Raw genomic sequence first — 15,071 nt, forward strand, 5'->3', positions numbered from 1 at the left:
CTGGTCGTTCTGTTTGCCTGCAGTGCGGCCTTTATTGCGGTCCCGGCTGCACATGCTTGATCGGACTGCCGTCTACGGCGGTCGCCTGGGCCGTATCGAGCTTCTTGATGTCCGCCTCGGTCAGTTGCGGACGATCTACCTTGAGCGTCAGCTTGTTGAGCTTGGCCGTCAGCGGGAACGGCGGCTGATAGTCGGCGTCGTTGACGCCGGTCAGGGTGTCGGAGCCGATGTCGAAGCTCTCGTCCCACTGCAGGATCATGGGAAGGGTGCGTTCGAGCTTCTCAGTGGCCACGACCTTGCCGTCGACCGAGAGCGTGCCCGTGCCACCCCGGCCAAGACCGCTCATATTGTTGTAGGCAAGCGTGCCGACGCCGAGACCGTCGTATTTGAAGTCGAACTCGATCGTGTGCTGGCCGGGCGACAGCACGTCGGGACCTTCCCACTTGACCCGCTTCAGGTCGATCAGGTTCCACAGGAAGACCGGCTTGCCTTTCAGCAGATAGAAGCCATAGCCGGCGAAGCGCCCGCCCGACGTCAGGATCATGCCTTCCGCACCGCCCTCGGGGATCTCGATGTCGGCCGTCATGGTGTAGGAGCTGTTGAGGAGGGCCGGGGAATCGCCTTGCGGCAAACCGACCATCGGATGGGTGTAGACGAATTCCGTGCGTCCTGCCGTGATGTTGGGGCGTGGCGCCACGATGCGTGCAGCAACCGAGGCATCCAGCGGGAAGACCTGATATTTCTTCGCCTCCTCGATGAACAGCTTCTTCATCTCCTTGACCTTATCCGGATGGGCGGCCGCGATGTCCTGCGACTGGCTGTAATCCTTGGTCAGGTCGTATAGTTCGAGCACCTGATTGTTGAGCGGATCGGGATTGGCGGCGCCGAAAGCCTCCCAGGGCGCGCGGTTGACCTTGGTGCTGAGCAGCCAGCCCTCATGGTACAGGGCCCACTGACCCATCATCTCGAAATACTGGGTCGTATGGCGCGAAGGCGTCTTTTCGGCGTCGTCGGCGAATGTATAGGCGAAGCTGGTGCCCTCGATCGGCGCCTGGTTGATGCCGTCCACGACCTCGGGCGCCGGAATGCCGGCAACTTCGAGGATGGTCGGCACCACGTCGATAACGTGCGTGAACTGGTCGCGATGGCCGCCCTTGTCCTTGATTTTGGCAGGCCAGGAAACAGCCATGTTCTGGCGGATGCCGCCGAGTTTCGAGGCGTTCTGCTTGAACCAGGTAAAGGGGGTGTCGAAAGCCCAGGACCAGCCCGCCGACATGTGGTTGTACGTCTGCTCGGTACCCCAGACGTCATACCACTTCATCTGCACGTCGACCGGCATCTCGTTGACGCCGTTGAAGAACGCGACTTCGTTCGGCGTGCCGAGAGGTCCGCCTTCGGCGCTCGTGCCGTTGTCGCCGTTGATGTAGATCACCAGCGTGTTGTCGAGCTTGCCCATGTCCTCGATGGACTGGATGATGCGGCCGATCTCATGGTCGCTGTAGGCGGCGTAGGCAGCGAAAATCTCGACCTGCTTGATGAACAGCTTCTGCGCCTCAGGGGTCAGTTCGTCCCAAGGCTTCAGCACGTCCTTAGGCCAGGCCTCGAGTTGCGTGTCCTCAGGGATCACGCCCAGCCTTTTTTGGTTCTCGAATATCTGTGCGCGAAGCTTTTCGTAGCCCTCGTCGAAGAGATGCATGTCGTGAATCTTCTTCACCCATTCCTCGGTCGGGTGATGCGGTGCGTGCGTGGCGCCAGGGGCGTATTTCACGAAGAACGGCTTGTCCGGCATCGTCTGGTTCAGACGGGTCAGGTAGTCGATGGCGTCATCGGCCATGCCGGTGATCAGGTTCCAGTCCTTCTTGCCCTCGAAAGGATAGATCTGGGTGGTGTTGCGGAACAGATTCGGCTGCCACTGGTTGGCGTCGCCCCCGACAAAACCGTAGAAATATTCAAAGCCCAGGCCCCTGGGCCACTGGTCGAACGGCCCGACCGAACTAGCGGCAAAGGCTGGCGTATTGTGGTCCTTGCCGAACCACGAGGTGGCGTAGCCATTGTCCAGCAGGATCCGTCCGATCGTGGCCTTGTCCTCGGCGATGATGCTGTTGTAGCCGGGGAAGCCCGTGGACTGCTCGGAAATCACGCCGAAGCCGGCCGAATGATGGTTGCGCCCGGTGATGAGCGCGGCGCGCGTCGGCGAGCAGAGCGCTGTGGAGTGAATGTTGGTGTAGCGTAGGCCCTCGTTGGCGACCTGGTCTAGCGTCGGCGTCGGGATCACGCCGCCGAATGTACTCGGAACGCCGAACCCTGAATCGTCCGTAATGATCAGCAATACATTCGGCGCCTCCTTGGGCGGCACGATGCGCGGCGCCCACCAGGCCTTCGATTCCAGGGCATCATTCTTGATGTCGCCGCCGAATGCGGGTTCTGGGGCCGGCAATTGATTCCCAGGGATCGTCGTGGTCGCGCCGGGCGAACCAAGCTCGCCGGAAACCTCTTGGGCAGTCGCCAATGCCACGCTGGATAGAAGAGTTGCGACGGAAACGGCTACCATATGAGCCAGTGTCGGATATCTGCGCACCATCTCGTCACCTCACTCTGTTGCGCCAACCGCCTATCGGAACTCGGTCGGGCTGACCTTCGCCGGATGAACTCCAAGGTCGCATCCGGAACACCTCATGGAAGTGACCTTACGATAGGTCGAAACGTGGCGGGCGCGCATGTAGCATCGCGTAACCTCTGTAGTGCGAGCATAAGCCGCGCAACGGCGCAGCGCCGCTCAGGCGCTCCATACTTGCGCACAACAATTGCTCCAGCTGCTCGATGATGTGTGCAGCTAGAAACCGGCGATGGTCAAACCGGCCTTGCGAAGGCCTTCGACGAAGTGGGCCTGGTCGTCGACGGTTATATTGCGAATCGCCAGCTCGCGATCGATCTCTTGCACAAGTTGCGGCGCATTTTTCATGAGCCACTCGCGTTCGATGGCCGCCGCGGCTATCTCGCCACTCTGGCCGAATATGGCAGCTGCAACGACATGGTAGACGGGATTGGCTCCCATACTGGCCTTCCTGATCCACGTGCCGGCAGTTCGATAATCGCGCTGCATATAGAAAGACAGCGCCAGCGCCGTTTCATAGTAACCCAGCGGACCCCGGTTATTGCTGTCGAGTACGCTCTCGATGAGTTCCGCCCCGCCCTTCCACTCGCCGGACAATGCGAGCCTCAGCCCATACTCTGCGACAAGCTCCGAGTCGTTCGGGTTGATCGTGATCCCCTGCGCCCCGACCTTAAGCGCCGCATCGACATCCTTCTTAAAGAAAAGCGCCGTCATCTGCGCCTGCAGACCGCGCGCATTCTCCGGGTCCAGCTCGACAGCGCGGCGCGCGGCCTCTAGTGCACGATCGAGTGGAGGCGCAGCGTCCGCATTGATGCGGTAGCTGAAGCGCAACTCGTCGAGGTAAGTCAGCGATAGCAGCGACCAGGCGCTCGAGTAGGCCGGAAACCGGGTGACGGCGCGTTCCAAGCATTGCCTTACCGACAAGTGCGATTTTGCATCGAGATTGACCCGATAGGCGTAGTAGGCGAGCGTGCAGGCATAAGCCTCCCAATCAGCCGACGGAATCTCGGGCGCACGCCCGGCGTCGGCGCGGAATATGATTCCGTAAGGCTGCGCGACGGCAGTTACCACCTGCCGCGCAATTTCATGTTCGGTCTGTATAAGTTCATGCACGCTGAAGCTCGCGTCATAGCTGTTTGCCCAGACCACCGAGCCGTCGCCTCGGTGCAGAAGGCGAACTGACAGCCGAAGCTTGTCTGTGTCGACGCGCAAGCTACCCTCAAGCCAATAGCGAGCCAATTGGCGATCGTTTGCATGCGGTTCGCGGGGCCGGCCGGTCAGCACCACGATCTCCTTGAACTTGGCAATCTGGACTATAACCTCGTCGGTCAATCCTCGTGCGATGATCGTCGCGTCGGGCGTATGGGACAGATCCTCGAAAGGCAGCACCAAAAGTCTGGGAATATCCGGCGAAGCCACTTCTGTGACGAGTGGGACAGCGGGTCGACGCTCGTCTGTTCCCGCATCGCGCAGCATCCAGTAGCCAATAGCCAACGCACTGACCAAGATCAGCAGTGTTGTCGTCGCGAAAGGCCATCGGGGTGCCCGCGGCCGAACGGGTGCGACCGGCTCAGCGACTTCGGCGTCCACACGGGCCGATACCTGATTGGACCACGTGAAGACCGGCACATAGCCGCCTTTCGGAATGGTGATGACGATCGGATCGTCCTGCCCTGCAATCAGATAGTATCTTTCGAGCGCCCGTCTGACACGGCTCGCCTCGATCCGCACGGCCGGATCGGACTGCGCGTCAAAGGATGCGGCGCGGCCAAAGACCTCGGTAGCGATTGAGTAGGCCTTCAGCCGGACTGCCCGATCGGCAATCGTTTCCTCAATTACGTAAGTTAGTAGCTTGCGCGCCCGGTCCGGCACATCGAAATCGGGACTGGACAGAATGCGGCCAAGCTGCGCGCGAATATCGACCTCACCAGGCAATTCCAGCCCAGTTTCCGGATCGACTGCTCGGACAGCGCCGGGCATCAAGCGGTTCCTCCCCTCCAGGACGCGACCATCGCCGCTCATCGCCGTATGCTCGCGTATGTTACGTCCCGCATTGAGCTAACGCAAATAGTGTGGGTGCCGACCTATTGGATATTTCGAACACCTTCGAGAGTCAGCCCAAGGACTGGGATGGAAACTCCATCTGGGGATACCCATACGGGAGCCGGCTTGCGTGCGGCAGCAAGTCGATTTCTTGGACGTTCGTCGGAAATCCAGGAACTGTTTAACCAAGACGAGAACTTTCGAGAGATGTGCGACGATCTTGCCGTCGCGGAACAGGCACTTGCCGCGAGCGATCAACTGCCAGCACCCACCGATGAGGAACGCCGCGCCGAATATCAGGCGTTGATTGATGACCTCGTAAGTGAGATCGGACGGGCGCTTAGCCAGGCCAGGATCGTACCGTTCTCGCGAGCGCCGAAGCGCTAGGTGCGCAGTCCCATTCCATCTGACTGCTGAATTCGACGATGCTCGTGAGGTCTCACGACCAAAGGAGCATGATGATGAGAGAGCAACCACCGCGCGCACATCTCTCGGGTGAGTTTGCCGAGAGCGAGCGATGTTATCGTCGCGATGTTCACTACCACGGGGGAAGACGCCCACTATCACGCGTCGGATGTAGGCGCAGCCGTTTGCATGACACAGAGGATGGCCGAGCTTCGCGTATGGATCCGTGGCGACCTCGACATCAACGAGTTCGGCGTCGGGATAGTACCTCTGGACCGCCTGGAGCCTTTGCTGATCGCTGCCCGGTCCCTCATCATGCAGGCGCAATGCCAGACGAATGTCTTCATTCTCTACGGCGCGATGAGGCTGTTGCTTGAAGAGCCTCGTCCCCTCCCATTCCGATGGGAGCCAGTACTCCAGACCGGTCAGCCGTGCGTACGTGGCGCCGTAGGCGTACTGAAACATTCGATTGCCGAATCGTCCGCGCCACCGCAGCTGGCCGAGAAATGCGCTCATTCGACTAGCCCCCGCTCATCATTCCACCCACGCGCGTCGGCACGCCGAGGTTAAACGGACGAACCCCGGAAGCGCGACCGGTCGGGCGATGCGTGCCCTGTTGGTTGACCTCGTGGCAAAACGGTGCCGGCGCCTCCGGCTCACGGCGCAATTAGCCTAACACGCGTCGGCAGCTTCGGCCAACTGCGCCCGCTCGGCTTTGGTGACGCAAGGACTGCCTTTCCAACTGCTCGCAGCACTCTACCTTGCAGCGCACGAGAGGGCGCCGGGCGGCCGCGGCCCGGTCCGACGGGCCGGAACGTGGGGGCTCACTGTGCGTGCGGCACCATTCCCACTTCGAGCGAATGTTCGCTTTCCTGCCTTTCACACCAGAAGCTGCCAGTCCGCAAACGGCCCCAAGATCGTCAGTCAGCAACGCGCCCCATGTCGGCCGTTGAGGCGGACCTTGCCTCCGCTCGGAAGCCGCCATTGTGGTGGACAGTGCGCCCTGTCGTGATTGCGGCATGGGCAGGTCTCAGAGTCTGAGCTGATCGATGGAGTGGCGCAATGCCACTGTCGACTCTTGCAGTCGGTGTAAAGCAGATCTCCCCTCTACCGCTCCACCGCGTTTCCCAAATCTTTATCCGTCCTGGAGAATATGCGATTACACGATTGGTCTGCGGAGGGGTTGCTATGTTATTTGAGAATTTGAAGGTGAACCGCGTTGCGGTTCATGAGATCTTTCGTCGTAACGATGACAGATCTATTCAGGCACCCGCGTACGCGAATGGTTTGGAAGTGCTCAGCCCCGAGGCTATGGGAGCCTTCCGACTTCGCATGACCGACGCGCTATCGGGTCAGACCCAAAGCCTTCAGATGCGAATAGTGAAGTTCGGTGCCGGCAGCTTCTTGGAAACCGCTGAAACACTAGTTGGTTCTGACGACGCAGCATTCCTCGTCGGCTCCAGGGACTTAGCGACCAAACTTGCCGAATCGCAGATGGCCCGGCGCATACCGGGCGGCATGGTCATCGTATTCGATGGGACCGTTAGCGCAGCTTCCATGCCGTTTGTCGGCGTTATCAAGGCCGAAATCCAGCAAGGATTCCGGCGCTCCATCGCCGGCACCAACGCTGTCATCGAGTTCCTCAACAATATCTTTCTCACTCCCGCAACACGTCTGTACAAGATTGGCGTGATGGCGTTTGACGACATGACGAAGCCGAAGCCAGAAGGCCGGCGAGCATTCATCTTCGATAGTTTCGGCATTTGTGCTGCAAAAGTCGCATAACAGGGCAGTGTGGAACTCGTCAGAGCGCAGTGCCAGGCGCCGCGGTCGGCGCCATTGAAGCGATGGCCTTCAACGCTTTTGCATTCAAGGCAGGCCAGTGAGGACTCGGCGTAGGCCGCGCGGAACTGCGCGGCGTCGATCGCCCGTTGCGGGCCCAGAACGTTGTGGACATCTGCACCTCCTTGCCCTCATCTACTTGCGCGCTGAGCAACCAAGGGGTGCCTGCAGCTTTGACGAGGAGGAGCCACTATGGCCCCAAGGCATCGAAGAACGAGCAGACCGGCAAGAAGGCTGGCACATCGGCCTCGAAGACAATGAAGTCCAAAAGTGCGTCGAAAGATGTGAAGTCGGCCGCTGGGTCGGCACTCACGCAGCGGCCGGCCAAGAAGAAGTAGTCAGAACCTCTCAGCAGTCGTTGTCGAATTGCCGAATATCCGAGCGATCGGTCCTGTTGCGTCAAAAAGCCAGTTCGTGCGTTTAGGCTCCACCGACAGCCTCTTGATGGAGCACAGAAGCGCTCGTTGAAGCGCGATGAGTCGCCACCTTCATCGTCGACGGCATCAACGGACGCCTATCAGGACTCTTGGGCAGAGGTTCAAATCTCCGGCTTTCCCTTTTCGTTACAAAAGATAGCTATGCTTCATGCTGCTTTTGATCGAAGACCTACTGAAATCCTATCCTGGCCCGGAAGGCCCGGTACCCGTCCTGCGCGGCGTGACGCTCTCGCTGGACGCCGGCAAGACGCTGGCGCTGACCGGCGAATCCGGCTCGGGCAAGAGCACGCTGCTACACCTCGTGGCAGGGCTGGACGTTGCCGACGGCGGGCGCGTCCTGCTCGACGGGAAGGAGGCCACTAAGCTCGACGATAACGGCCGCGCGAGACTCAGGCGAAGCGCGGTGGGCATCGTCTTTCAGCAGTTCAACCTCATCCCCTCTCTGGACGTTGCCGCCAATATCGCCTTCCAGGCGCGTCTCAACGGCACCCCGGAACCGCAGGAGCTTTCACGGCTGGCCAGTGCGCTCGGTCTGGAGTCGCAGCTGCGGAAATATCCGGAGCAGCTATCCGGCGGCCAGCAGCAGCGCGTTGCGATCGCCCGCGCGCTTGCGGCGCGGCCAAAGCTGATCCTCGCGGACGAACCGACCGGCAACCTCGACGAGGCGACCGCGGACGAGGTGATGGAGCAATTCCTCGCGCTTGTGGCGGAGACCGGCGCGGCGCTCCTGATGGTCACGCACTCCCCGCGCCTTGCAGCACGTCTCGGGAGCCGGGCGCATCTCAGTCAGGGCCGCCTTGCATGACCGGCGCGGTCCTCTCGGCACTGGCCTCGCACTGGCGACGCAACCGGCTCCAATTGCTGACGCTGGTGCTCGGCCTCGCGCTGGCGACAGCCCTCTGGTCGGGTGTGCAGGCGATCAACGCCGAGGCGCGCGCCAGCTACGATGCGGCTGCCGCCACGCTGGCCGACGGCCAGTTCGACCAACTTCTGCCGCGCGATGGTGATTCCATGTCCCAGGAGCTTTTCGTCGCGCTGCGCCGCGCCGGCTGGCTGGTCAGCCCCGTCGTGGAGGGAAGGCTGCGCGTCGGCAGCACCACCGTGAGGCTGGTCGGCGTCGATCCGCTCACTGCGCCGCCGGGCTCGGGCGCGAGCGCGGCGTTGGCGCGCGCCGACCTCAACCGCTTCCTGCGCGCAGACACGCTGGTCGCCGGCCCGGAGATGGCGGCGCTTCTTGCGGCGAACCTGCCCAACCCGGTTCTGGTCGATCAGGCGGTTGCGCCAGGTACCGTGCTCGCCGACGTCGGCGTCGCCCAGACACTGCTCAGCCGCGCCGGGCGCACCAGCCGTCTGATCGTCCTGCCGGAGCAGCCCCTGCGGCAACGGCCGCTGGCCGAGATCGCGCCGGACCTCCTGCTCCAGCGCGCGGATGGCGCGACCGATGTCGGCCGGCTCACCGATAGCTTCCATCTCAACCTCACGGCCTTCGGCTTCCTCAGCTTCGCGGTCGGCATCTTCATCGTCCACGGCGCGATCGGTCTTGCTTTCGAGCAGCGGCGCGGGATGGTCCGTACCCTGCGCGCGCTCGGCGTGCCGCTCCGCCACCTGATCGTGCTGATGGTGCTGGAGCTTGTCGTGCTGGCGACGCTTGCGGGCGCGCTCGGCACCGCGCTCGGCTATCTCATCGCAGCGCTCCTGCTGCCGGACGTGGCCGCGACGCTGAGGGGACTCTATGGCGCCGACGTCGCAGGCACGCTGCAAATCCGCCCGGAATGGTGGCTTTCGGGAATGGCCATGGCGCTGGGCGGCGCACTACTCGCCTCCGCGAGCGCTTTGTGGCGGCTGGCGCGGATGCCGGTCCTTGCGAGCGCCGGCGGGCGGGCCTGGGCGCTGGTCTCAGGACGAACGCGAAAGCTGCAGGCCGCAGCCGCGGTCGTGCTGCTCGCGGCAGCAGGGATGCTGGCCATCACCGGGGTCGGGCTGACCGCCGGTTTCGCGCTGCTCGCCTGCCTGCTGCTCGGCGCAGCACTTGCGCTGCCGTTTTGTCTCGCCACGATCCTGCGCTTCGGCGAAGGGCAGGCCGTCAGCGCCATGGCGCAATGGTTCTGGGCCGACACGCGCCAGCAGCTGCCCGGCCTCGGGTTGGCGCTGATGGCGCTGTTGCTCGCCATGGCTGCGAATGTCGGCGTGTCTACCATGGTCTCGAGCTTCCGCCTGACCTTCGTCGGCTTCCTCGACCAGCGCCTGTCGGCCGAACTCTACGTCGACGCGGATGCCGTCGCGGACCGGGCGGCATTGGAACGTTTCCTCGAGATGCGCGCCGACGCCGTGCTGCCGATCATGTCAGTTGATGCGACGTTCGCCGGCATGCCGGCGGAGATTTTCGGGGCGCGCATCGGCGACACCTACCGCGAGAACTGGCGCTTCCTCGACGGCGTCCCCGCCATCTGGGACGAGGTCGAAGAGGGCAGGGCGGTCGTCATCAACGAGCAACTTTCCCGCCGCGCCGGACTGCGCGTTGGCGAGATGCTCGCGCTCGGTCCCGGGCTGTCGCTGCCGATCGCGGGCGTCGTAGGCGACTACGGAAACCCGATCGGCCAGGCCATCGTCGGCGAGGCGCTGTTCCGCCAGACTTTCCCCGGCATCGTGCCCTCTCGCTACGGGGTACGCACCGACGATCCGCAGGGCCTGCGCCGGGAGCTCATCGAGGCATTAGACCTGCCGCCCGCGCGCATCATCGACCAGGCGGCGCTCAAGGCGTTGTCGCTTTCGGTGTTCGAGCGCACCTTCTCGGTGACGGGGGCGCTGAACGTGCTGACGCTGGCGGTTTCCGCCTTCGCGATCCTGATGAGCCTGCTCACGCTGGCGGCGATGCGACTGCCGCAGATGGCGCCCGTCTGGGCGATGGGGACGACTCAGCGCCGACTTGCCGGGCTCGAGATCCTTCGCACCGTGCTGCTCGCGGCGATCACTGCGGCGCTCGCCTTGCCACTGGGTCTGGCGCTCGCCTGGGTGCTCCTCGCCATCGTCAACGTCGAGGCGTTCGGCTGGCGCCTGCCGATGTACCTGTTTCCGGCCGAATACGCGCGCCTGATGCTCTTCGCGCTCGGCGCTGCGCTGCTCGCCGCGCTCTGGCCGGCATGGCGGCTGGCGCGCATGGAGCCCGCCGCGCTGCTGAGGATATTCGCCAATGAACGCTAGGGCGCTCATTTTCCTGCTGCTGGGCGTCGGCAATGCCTTCGCCCAGGGCTTTGCCGGGCTCGGCACGGACGCCGAAGGCTTCGCCGTTCCGGAACCGGGCAAGGGGTTCGAGTTCCCGCAGGATCATGGAGCCCATCCGGACTACCGGATCGAGTGGTGGTACGTGACCGCGAACCTCACCGGGCCCGACGGTGCGGACTACGGCCTGCAATGGACGCTGTTCCGCTCGGCGCTCGCGCCGGCCGAGGCCGTGGGATGGGAGAGCCCACAGATGTGGTTCGGCCATGCCGCCGTGACAAACGCCTCGACGCACCTCGCCACCGAGCGTTTCGCGCGCGGCGGAACAGGCCAGGCGGGCGTGACGGTGGAGCCCTTTGCGGCCTGGATCGACGACTGGCAGATGGCGGGCGACAGCTTCGACAGCCTGCGTCTCACGGCAACCGGCAAGGACTTCGCCTACGACATCGCTATGCGCGCGGAAGGCCCGCTCGTTTTCCACGGCGACCGAGGCTACTCGGTCAAGTCGGCGAAGGGGCAGGCGAGCTACTACTATTCCCAGCCCTTCTTCGCGGTGGAGGGAACACTCACGCTGCCGGAGGGCGAGGTCCCGGTGCGAGGCACCGCGTGGCTGGACCGCGAATGGTCGTCGCAGCCGCTAGCGGAGGACCAGGCCGGCTGGGACTGGTTTTCGCTCTCCTTCGACACGGGCCAGAAGCTGATGGGTTTCCGCCTGCGTGACGCCGCGGGCGGCGGCTTCACCTCTGCCACCTGGATCGGGGCGGACGGTGCCCCGACGTCATACGGCGACGAGAAGCTTGAGGCGACACCGCTGGAGACCAGCCGGGTGGAGGGGCGCGACGTTCCCACGCGCTGGCGCCTCACCTTGTCCGACCGCGGCCTAGACATCACCGTCTCCGCGCTCAACACTCATGCGTGGATGGGGCTCAGCATTCCCTACTGGGAAGGTCCGGTGCGGGTGAACGGCACCCATCACGGCAAGGGCTATCTCGAGATGACGGGCTACCAGCGGCGACCGTAACACTCGCAGAGGCGCCACATGCCCGTGACGACGATGACAGGCATCGAGATGATCGCCACGATACATCGCCGCAGCCTTATCGAAAGAAGAAGTCGCTGCTCGGCGAACTCTTTGACTTCTGACCGACCTATTGTCGTTTCTTGGTTGCTCCCACAGCACGCAGCGGAAGCGAAGCGACGAACTGCGTCGTTAACTGGACTTTCAACGCGATGGCCTCTGGATTCCCGCATGGGACAACGAGCCGCCCGGGATCATTTTAGTTTTTGAATGTTGCTGAATGTTGCCGAATCGAAAACTTTTGCCCCTGGAATCCTAAATGGCGCAGATGCCGCAAAAGTACAACGAGAGCATTGTCGGGTTTTATGACACCATTTCTTTACTACGTGGCTTAGCATCGATTTAAACAGAACCTAGGTATCCGTTCCCCAGGGCTTAGGGGGAATTCCAGATGAAATTGCATTCCGTTTTGTTTGTCATCGTGTCCGCGGCAGCGGTGTCGGCGTGCGACACGGAGAAAAGGGCTATGGCCCGGACATGGAGTACTCGAACGGGCAATGCGAGATTGCGGCAATGTCCCGCCGAGCTAGGAGTCTTTGCTTATGGCCTGGGATGTCCGCCTATCAGCGATAGATCAGAGTGACGGCAGGATCGAATGTCTTTCCCGCTGTTTTTCCGAGGACTGTTCGGGGTCCTAGTGTTATTTGCCGCCACAACCTATTGCGTGAAGCAATCGGTCTGGACGACGACCATCCAGACCCTGACGGTCGCGGTTCTTCTCCAGGTCGGTTATTTCATCGGTGTCTTGATGATCGTATGGCGATCCGGCACCAAAGCGCAGCCGGCAGAGTCAAACGGCGACATGCAAGCTTCCCCGGGGCAAGGTGGCGACGGCATCCTTTCAATTCATGACGGGGAGCACCGGATGGGTGGCTAGGCATCAAGACGATGCCGGAGGCGGTCGCTCTAATCGACTGCATTTCTACCGCTGCTGCGAGCGTGTCCTTCACCCGACACTGATCGGTGTGCCCGTCGTCGTCCTGTCAAACAACGATGGCCGCGCGGTCGCGAGATCCGAGGCGGCATCGAAAGCAGGATTCAGCGGGCGATGTGTGAATCGGCACCACAGCGTCACCCCACCCACGACTGAGATTTCGATGACTTATCGTGCCGATCGGCAAGAGAGCCCGCGCCGATCGGCATCGGTGAGCAGCTCGGCATCTTCAGGTAAATTGAGAGCCGCCTTGCGGCTCGCTTTTTAGCGGCGGTGTCCCTATCGGTTTGGAAGGTCACTGCTGCGCTGTATATTTTCACCGCCAGTTTGAGTGCTTCCCTCTCTACCGGACCGAATTTTGCCCGCACATCGGCCGCCGCCTTCGCCCCACTACGGCGGACCATGAAAACGGCGGCCGGAAACGATCGGGGAGCGGGTTTGGAGCGGCAGTGCCACCCTCCCAGGAAACCCAGCCCCCTCATCGGCTTATTAAGGCAAGGCCCACCGCTGAGGCGGGGGCCTTTCACTTGCCTAGCCGTTGAGCGTGTCCTTGACGGCCTTGGCTGGAGAGAAGGTCAACTTCCTTGCAGCGGCAATCTTGATCTTATCGCCATTTGCCGGGTTGCGACCTTCGCGTTCCGGCGTCTCCTTAACCTTGAACTTTCCGAATCCCGGCAGCGAGACCTCCGCACCGCTCGCAACTGTGTCGACGATGCCCTTAAGCACGTCGTCAACGATCGCCTTGGCTTGCGCCTTGCTCACGCTGTGCGCTTCCGCCAGCTTTGTTACGAGTTCGGATGTGTTCATTGACGGTCTCCCCAAGGTTGATTTCGCCGCCTCTATCGCATGGGGCCGGCGATGTCATCAACCGCTCAATTGTCCCGCAAGCGCAGGTTAGCGCAAACCATGCGCTCTTCCGCCGCTGCAGCGAGGCGAAACGGAAGCGGCGGCGCAAGATCGCCGTGCCGTCTGCGCGAGTCTTGCCGCCTGCAAGCGATGCCTTACATCTCGAGTAGGGCGCCAAGCCTTTGCGGAACTCCCATAACTGCCAAGCGACAGCTGAAATTGGACCTATCTTTGTGTTGCGGCCATCGAGGCGGCAATCGCAGCAATCGAACGGAACAAGACGAGCGGATCGTCCTTGGAGGGAATGAAGCCACGCCGTTGCCAGAAGGCAGCGGCTTCGTCGTCAACCGCGTTGACCATCAGTGCGCGACCGCCAACGAGCCCGGCCGCAGTTACGCAGCGCTCAAGAGCGTGTTTGACCAGACCTGTTCCAATCCCGCGGCCCACCCAACCGATGTCGGTTGCGAGTTGCCCGAGTAGCAGGCATGGCACCGGATCGGGCGGTTGACCGGTGCGGATGGAGCGAGGGAGCACGTTCGGAACGACGGCGGTCGGCGCGAGACCATAATAGCCGACGACGCGACCGGCATCATGCACGACCAAGACGGCGGTGAAGCCCTTCTCCTGATTGGTGAGCGCGCGGGTCTTGAGCCAATGATCGAGAGTTGGCTTGCCGCAGGTAAACTCGGAAACGTCGTGGGCTGCGGTGAGAAGTTCGGGAGCCGAGAGGACCACGGCTCAGCGCTTTGCGATGTAGCCTGGCTCCCACGGGGCGGGGCGCTTTGCCAACTCCACCATCTCGGGCACCGGGCTTGCGGGCCCGGACAAAGCCGCCATGAAGTCCGAGAAGCCTTCCGGGCTCATGCGGATGAGCCGGTTTTCCATCAGCACATCCTCGGCCGCGCGCACGGCAGCCTCACGCACGAAGTCCGTGCGCGATCGGCCGCGCAGGCCTGCGGCGCGATCGATCATTGCGACGTCGGCCTCGGGAAGGCGCATTGAAATCGGGTGTTCTTTGCGTTCAGCGTTGGTGGTCATGGTTTTCTCCTGTGCGGAAAGATAGATGAGCGTAGCGCAAAATACAATACACAGCGGGCCAGGTAACGGGCTGCCGCCCGTCGAGAGTGCGGTGCGGCGAGGCGGCTTTGTCCTGGGGCAGGAAGCGTCCGTAGTGGTGCGCGATCATATCGGGTGTGTCCTGGATCGCGTAGCTGGCCTGCTCATAAGAGCCGGTCTGCTTGAGAATGTGGGTCGCCAGCACGTCGCGGACGTTGTGCGGGCCATGCGGAGGAGGCCGGGGATCGCGCCGCGCCTGGTGTAGGGGTTGTGAATATGCCGTATCGCTGGATTGTGAGCCGCCACGCTTCATAGAACGTATTCTGGTCGTACGAGGCGTCCCTGCTCGTCGTCTTTACCGTTTTGAGGAAGAACGTGCCGGGATCATCGGCTCCTCCAAGGAGCACACGCCGATGTCGGTCGATGTAAGCTTCGATATGCTCGGTCCTGTCTTGTCAATGTCGTCCTGCCGCGCCATTGTCGGCCGTGACTAGCCGGTCATCTGGTGGATGTCGGATGAAGGTCGGAAACTCACACCTGAACCGGAGACCAAGCCATGAGCAGCATGAGAGACCGTCAGCAAGGCTCCGAAAAGAA

At 62.4% G+C, this 15,071-nt stretch carries 11 protein-coding genes and 1 pseudogene; 6 read left to right on the forward strand and 6 right to left on the reverse strand.

What is annotated here, in order from left to right; all coding sequences use genetic code 11:
• Positions 1 to 31: 31 nt before the first annotated feature.
• Together G6N73_RS26615 and G6N73_RS26620 are read right to left on the reverse strand one after the other, a co-directional pair.
• Positions 32 to 2,581, reverse strand: a complete 2,550-nt coding sequence (locus G6N73_RS26615) for an arylsulfatase (RefSeq protein ID WP_246252599.1) — start codon at positions 2,579 to 2,581, stop codon at positions 32 to 34.
• 252 nt (positions 2,582 to 2,833) lie between these two features.
• Positions 2,834 to 4,594: a hypothetical protein gene (locus G6N73_RS26620; protein WP_165032999.1), complete on the reverse strand. Its 1,761-nt coding sequence runs from the start codon at positions 4,592 to 4,594 to the stop codon at positions 2,834 to 2,836.
• 189 nt (positions 4,595 to 4,783) lie between these two features.
• On the opposite strand from G6N73_RS26620, the gene G6N73_RS26625 reads away from it, so the two are divergent.
• From G6N73_RS26625 to G6N73_RS26650, 6 genes are all read left to right on the forward strand, one after another.
• On the forward strand, positions 4,784 to 5,044 hold the full coding sequence (locus G6N73_RS26625; protein ID WP_246252600.1) for a hypothetical protein: 261 nt from the start codon (positions 4,784 to 4,786) through the stop codon (positions 5,042 to 5,044).
• A 1,206-nt stretch (positions 5,045 to 6,250) separates the two neighbouring features.
• Positions 6,251 to 6,847 carry a hypothetical protein gene (locus G6N73_RS26630; protein ID WP_165032988.1) on the forward strand — a complete coding sequence of 199 codons (597 nt, stop codon included), beginning with the start codon at positions 6,251 to 6,253 and terminating at the stop codon, positions 6,845 to 6,847.
• A gap of 642 nt (positions 6,848 to 7,489) precedes the next feature.
• Entirely contained in the window at positions 7,490 to 8,146 is a 657-nt protein-coding gene (locus G6N73_RS26635; protein ID WP_165032989.1) for an ABC transporter ATP-binding protein, read from the forward strand.
• Positions 8,143 to 10,542: an FtsX-like permease family protein gene (locus G6N73_RS26640; RefSeq protein WP_165032990.1), complete on the forward strand. Its 2,400-nt coding sequence runs from the start codon at positions 8,143 to 8,145 to the stop codon at positions 10,540 to 10,542. The genes G6N73_RS26635 and G6N73_RS26640 overlap by 4 nt, the downstream gene beginning before the upstream one ends.
• A complete protein-coding gene (locus G6N73_RS26645) occupies positions 10,532 to 11,581 on the forward strand; it encodes a lipocalin-like domain-containing protein (RefSeq protein ID WP_165032991.1) in 1,050 nt (349 codons plus the stop codon). The genes G6N73_RS26640 and G6N73_RS26645 overlap by 11 nt, the downstream gene beginning before the upstream one ends.
• Positions 11,582 to 12,233: 652 nt before the next feature.
• The gene (locus G6N73_RS26650) at positions 12,234 to 12,515 is read left to right on the forward strand and encodes an exopolysaccharide production repressor protein (protein WP_165032992.1); all 282 of its coding nucleotides are present in this window, start codon (positions 12,234 to 12,236) and stop codon (positions 12,513 to 12,515) included.
• A gap of 588 nt (positions 12,516 to 13,103) precedes the next feature.
• Here G6N73_RS26650 and G6N73_RS26655 read toward each other — a convergent pair.
• The 4 genes and pseudogenes from G6N73_RS26655 to G6N73_RS26670 all read right to left on the reverse strand — a co-directional run.
• Positions 13,104 to 13,379: an HU family DNA-binding protein gene (locus G6N73_RS26655; protein WP_165032993.1), complete on the reverse strand. Its 276-nt coding sequence runs from the start codon at positions 13,377 to 13,379 to the stop codon at positions 13,104 to 13,106.
• 264 nt (positions 13,380 to 13,643) lie between these two features.
• A complete protein-coding gene (locus G6N73_RS26660; RefSeq protein ID WP_165032994.1) occupies positions 13,644 to 14,153 on the reverse strand; it encodes a GNAT family N-acetyltransferase in 510 nt (169 codons plus the stop codon).
• A 3-nt stretch (positions 14,154 to 14,156) separates the two neighbouring features.
• A complete protein-coding gene (locus tag G6N73_RS26665; protein WP_165032995.1) occupies positions 14,157 to 14,456 on the reverse strand; it encodes a type II toxin-antitoxin system TacA family antitoxin in 300 nt (99 codons plus the stop codon).
• Between the two features lie 79 nt (positions 14,457 to 14,535).
• Positions 14,536 to 14,911: pseudogene (locus tag G6N73_RS26670) on the reverse strand (hypothetical protein); the annotation flags it as partial.
• Between the last annotated feature and the right edge of the window lie 160 nt (positions 14,912 to 15,071).

This window comes from Allomesorhizobium camelthorni (genome assembly GCF_011045125.1).
In the GTDB taxonomy this organism is placed as follows: domain Bacteria; phylum Pseudomonadota; class Alphaproteobacteria; order Rhizobiales; family Rhizobiaceae; genus Allomesorhizobium; species Allomesorhizobium camelthorni.

Bases quoted from the DNA above. Each gene is read 5' to 3' on its own strand.
- G6N73_RS26615 (WP_246252599.1), bottom strand. From the start codon at position 2,581: ATGGTGCGCAGATATCCGACACTGGCTCATATGGTAGCCGTTTCCGTC.
- G6N73_RS26665 (WP_165032995.1), bottom strand. From the start codon at position 14,456: ATGACCACCAACGCTGAACGCAAAGAACACCCGATTTCAATGCGCCTT.
- G6N73_RS26650 (WP_165032992.1), top strand. From the start codon at position 12,234: ATGTCTTTCCCGCTGTTTTTCCGAGGACTGTTCGGGGTCCTAGTGTTA.
- G6N73_RS26645 (WP_165032991.1), top strand. From the start codon at position 10,532: ATGAACGCTAGGGCGCTCATTTTCCTGCTGCTGGGCGTCGGCAATGCC.
- G6N73_RS26620 (WP_165032999.1), bottom strand. From the start codon at position 4,594: ATGCCCGGCGCTGTCCGAGCAGTCGATCCGGAAACTGGGCTGGAATTG.
- G6N73_RS26640 (WP_165032990.1), top strand. From the start codon at position 8,143: ATGACCGGCGCGGTCCTCTCGGCACTGGCCTCGCACTGGCGACGCAAC.
- G6N73_RS26630 (WP_165032988.1), top strand. From the start codon at position 6,251: ATGTTATTTGAGAATTTGAAGGTGAACCGCGTTGCGGTTCATGAGATC.
- G6N73_RS26635 (WP_165032989.1), top strand. From the start codon at position 7,490: ATGCTGCTTTTGATCGAAGACCTACTGAAATCCTATCCTGGCCCGGAA.
- G6N73_RS26655 (WP_165032993.1), bottom strand. From the start codon at position 13,379: ATGAACACATCCGAACTCGTAACAAAGCTGGCGGAAGCGCACAGCGTG.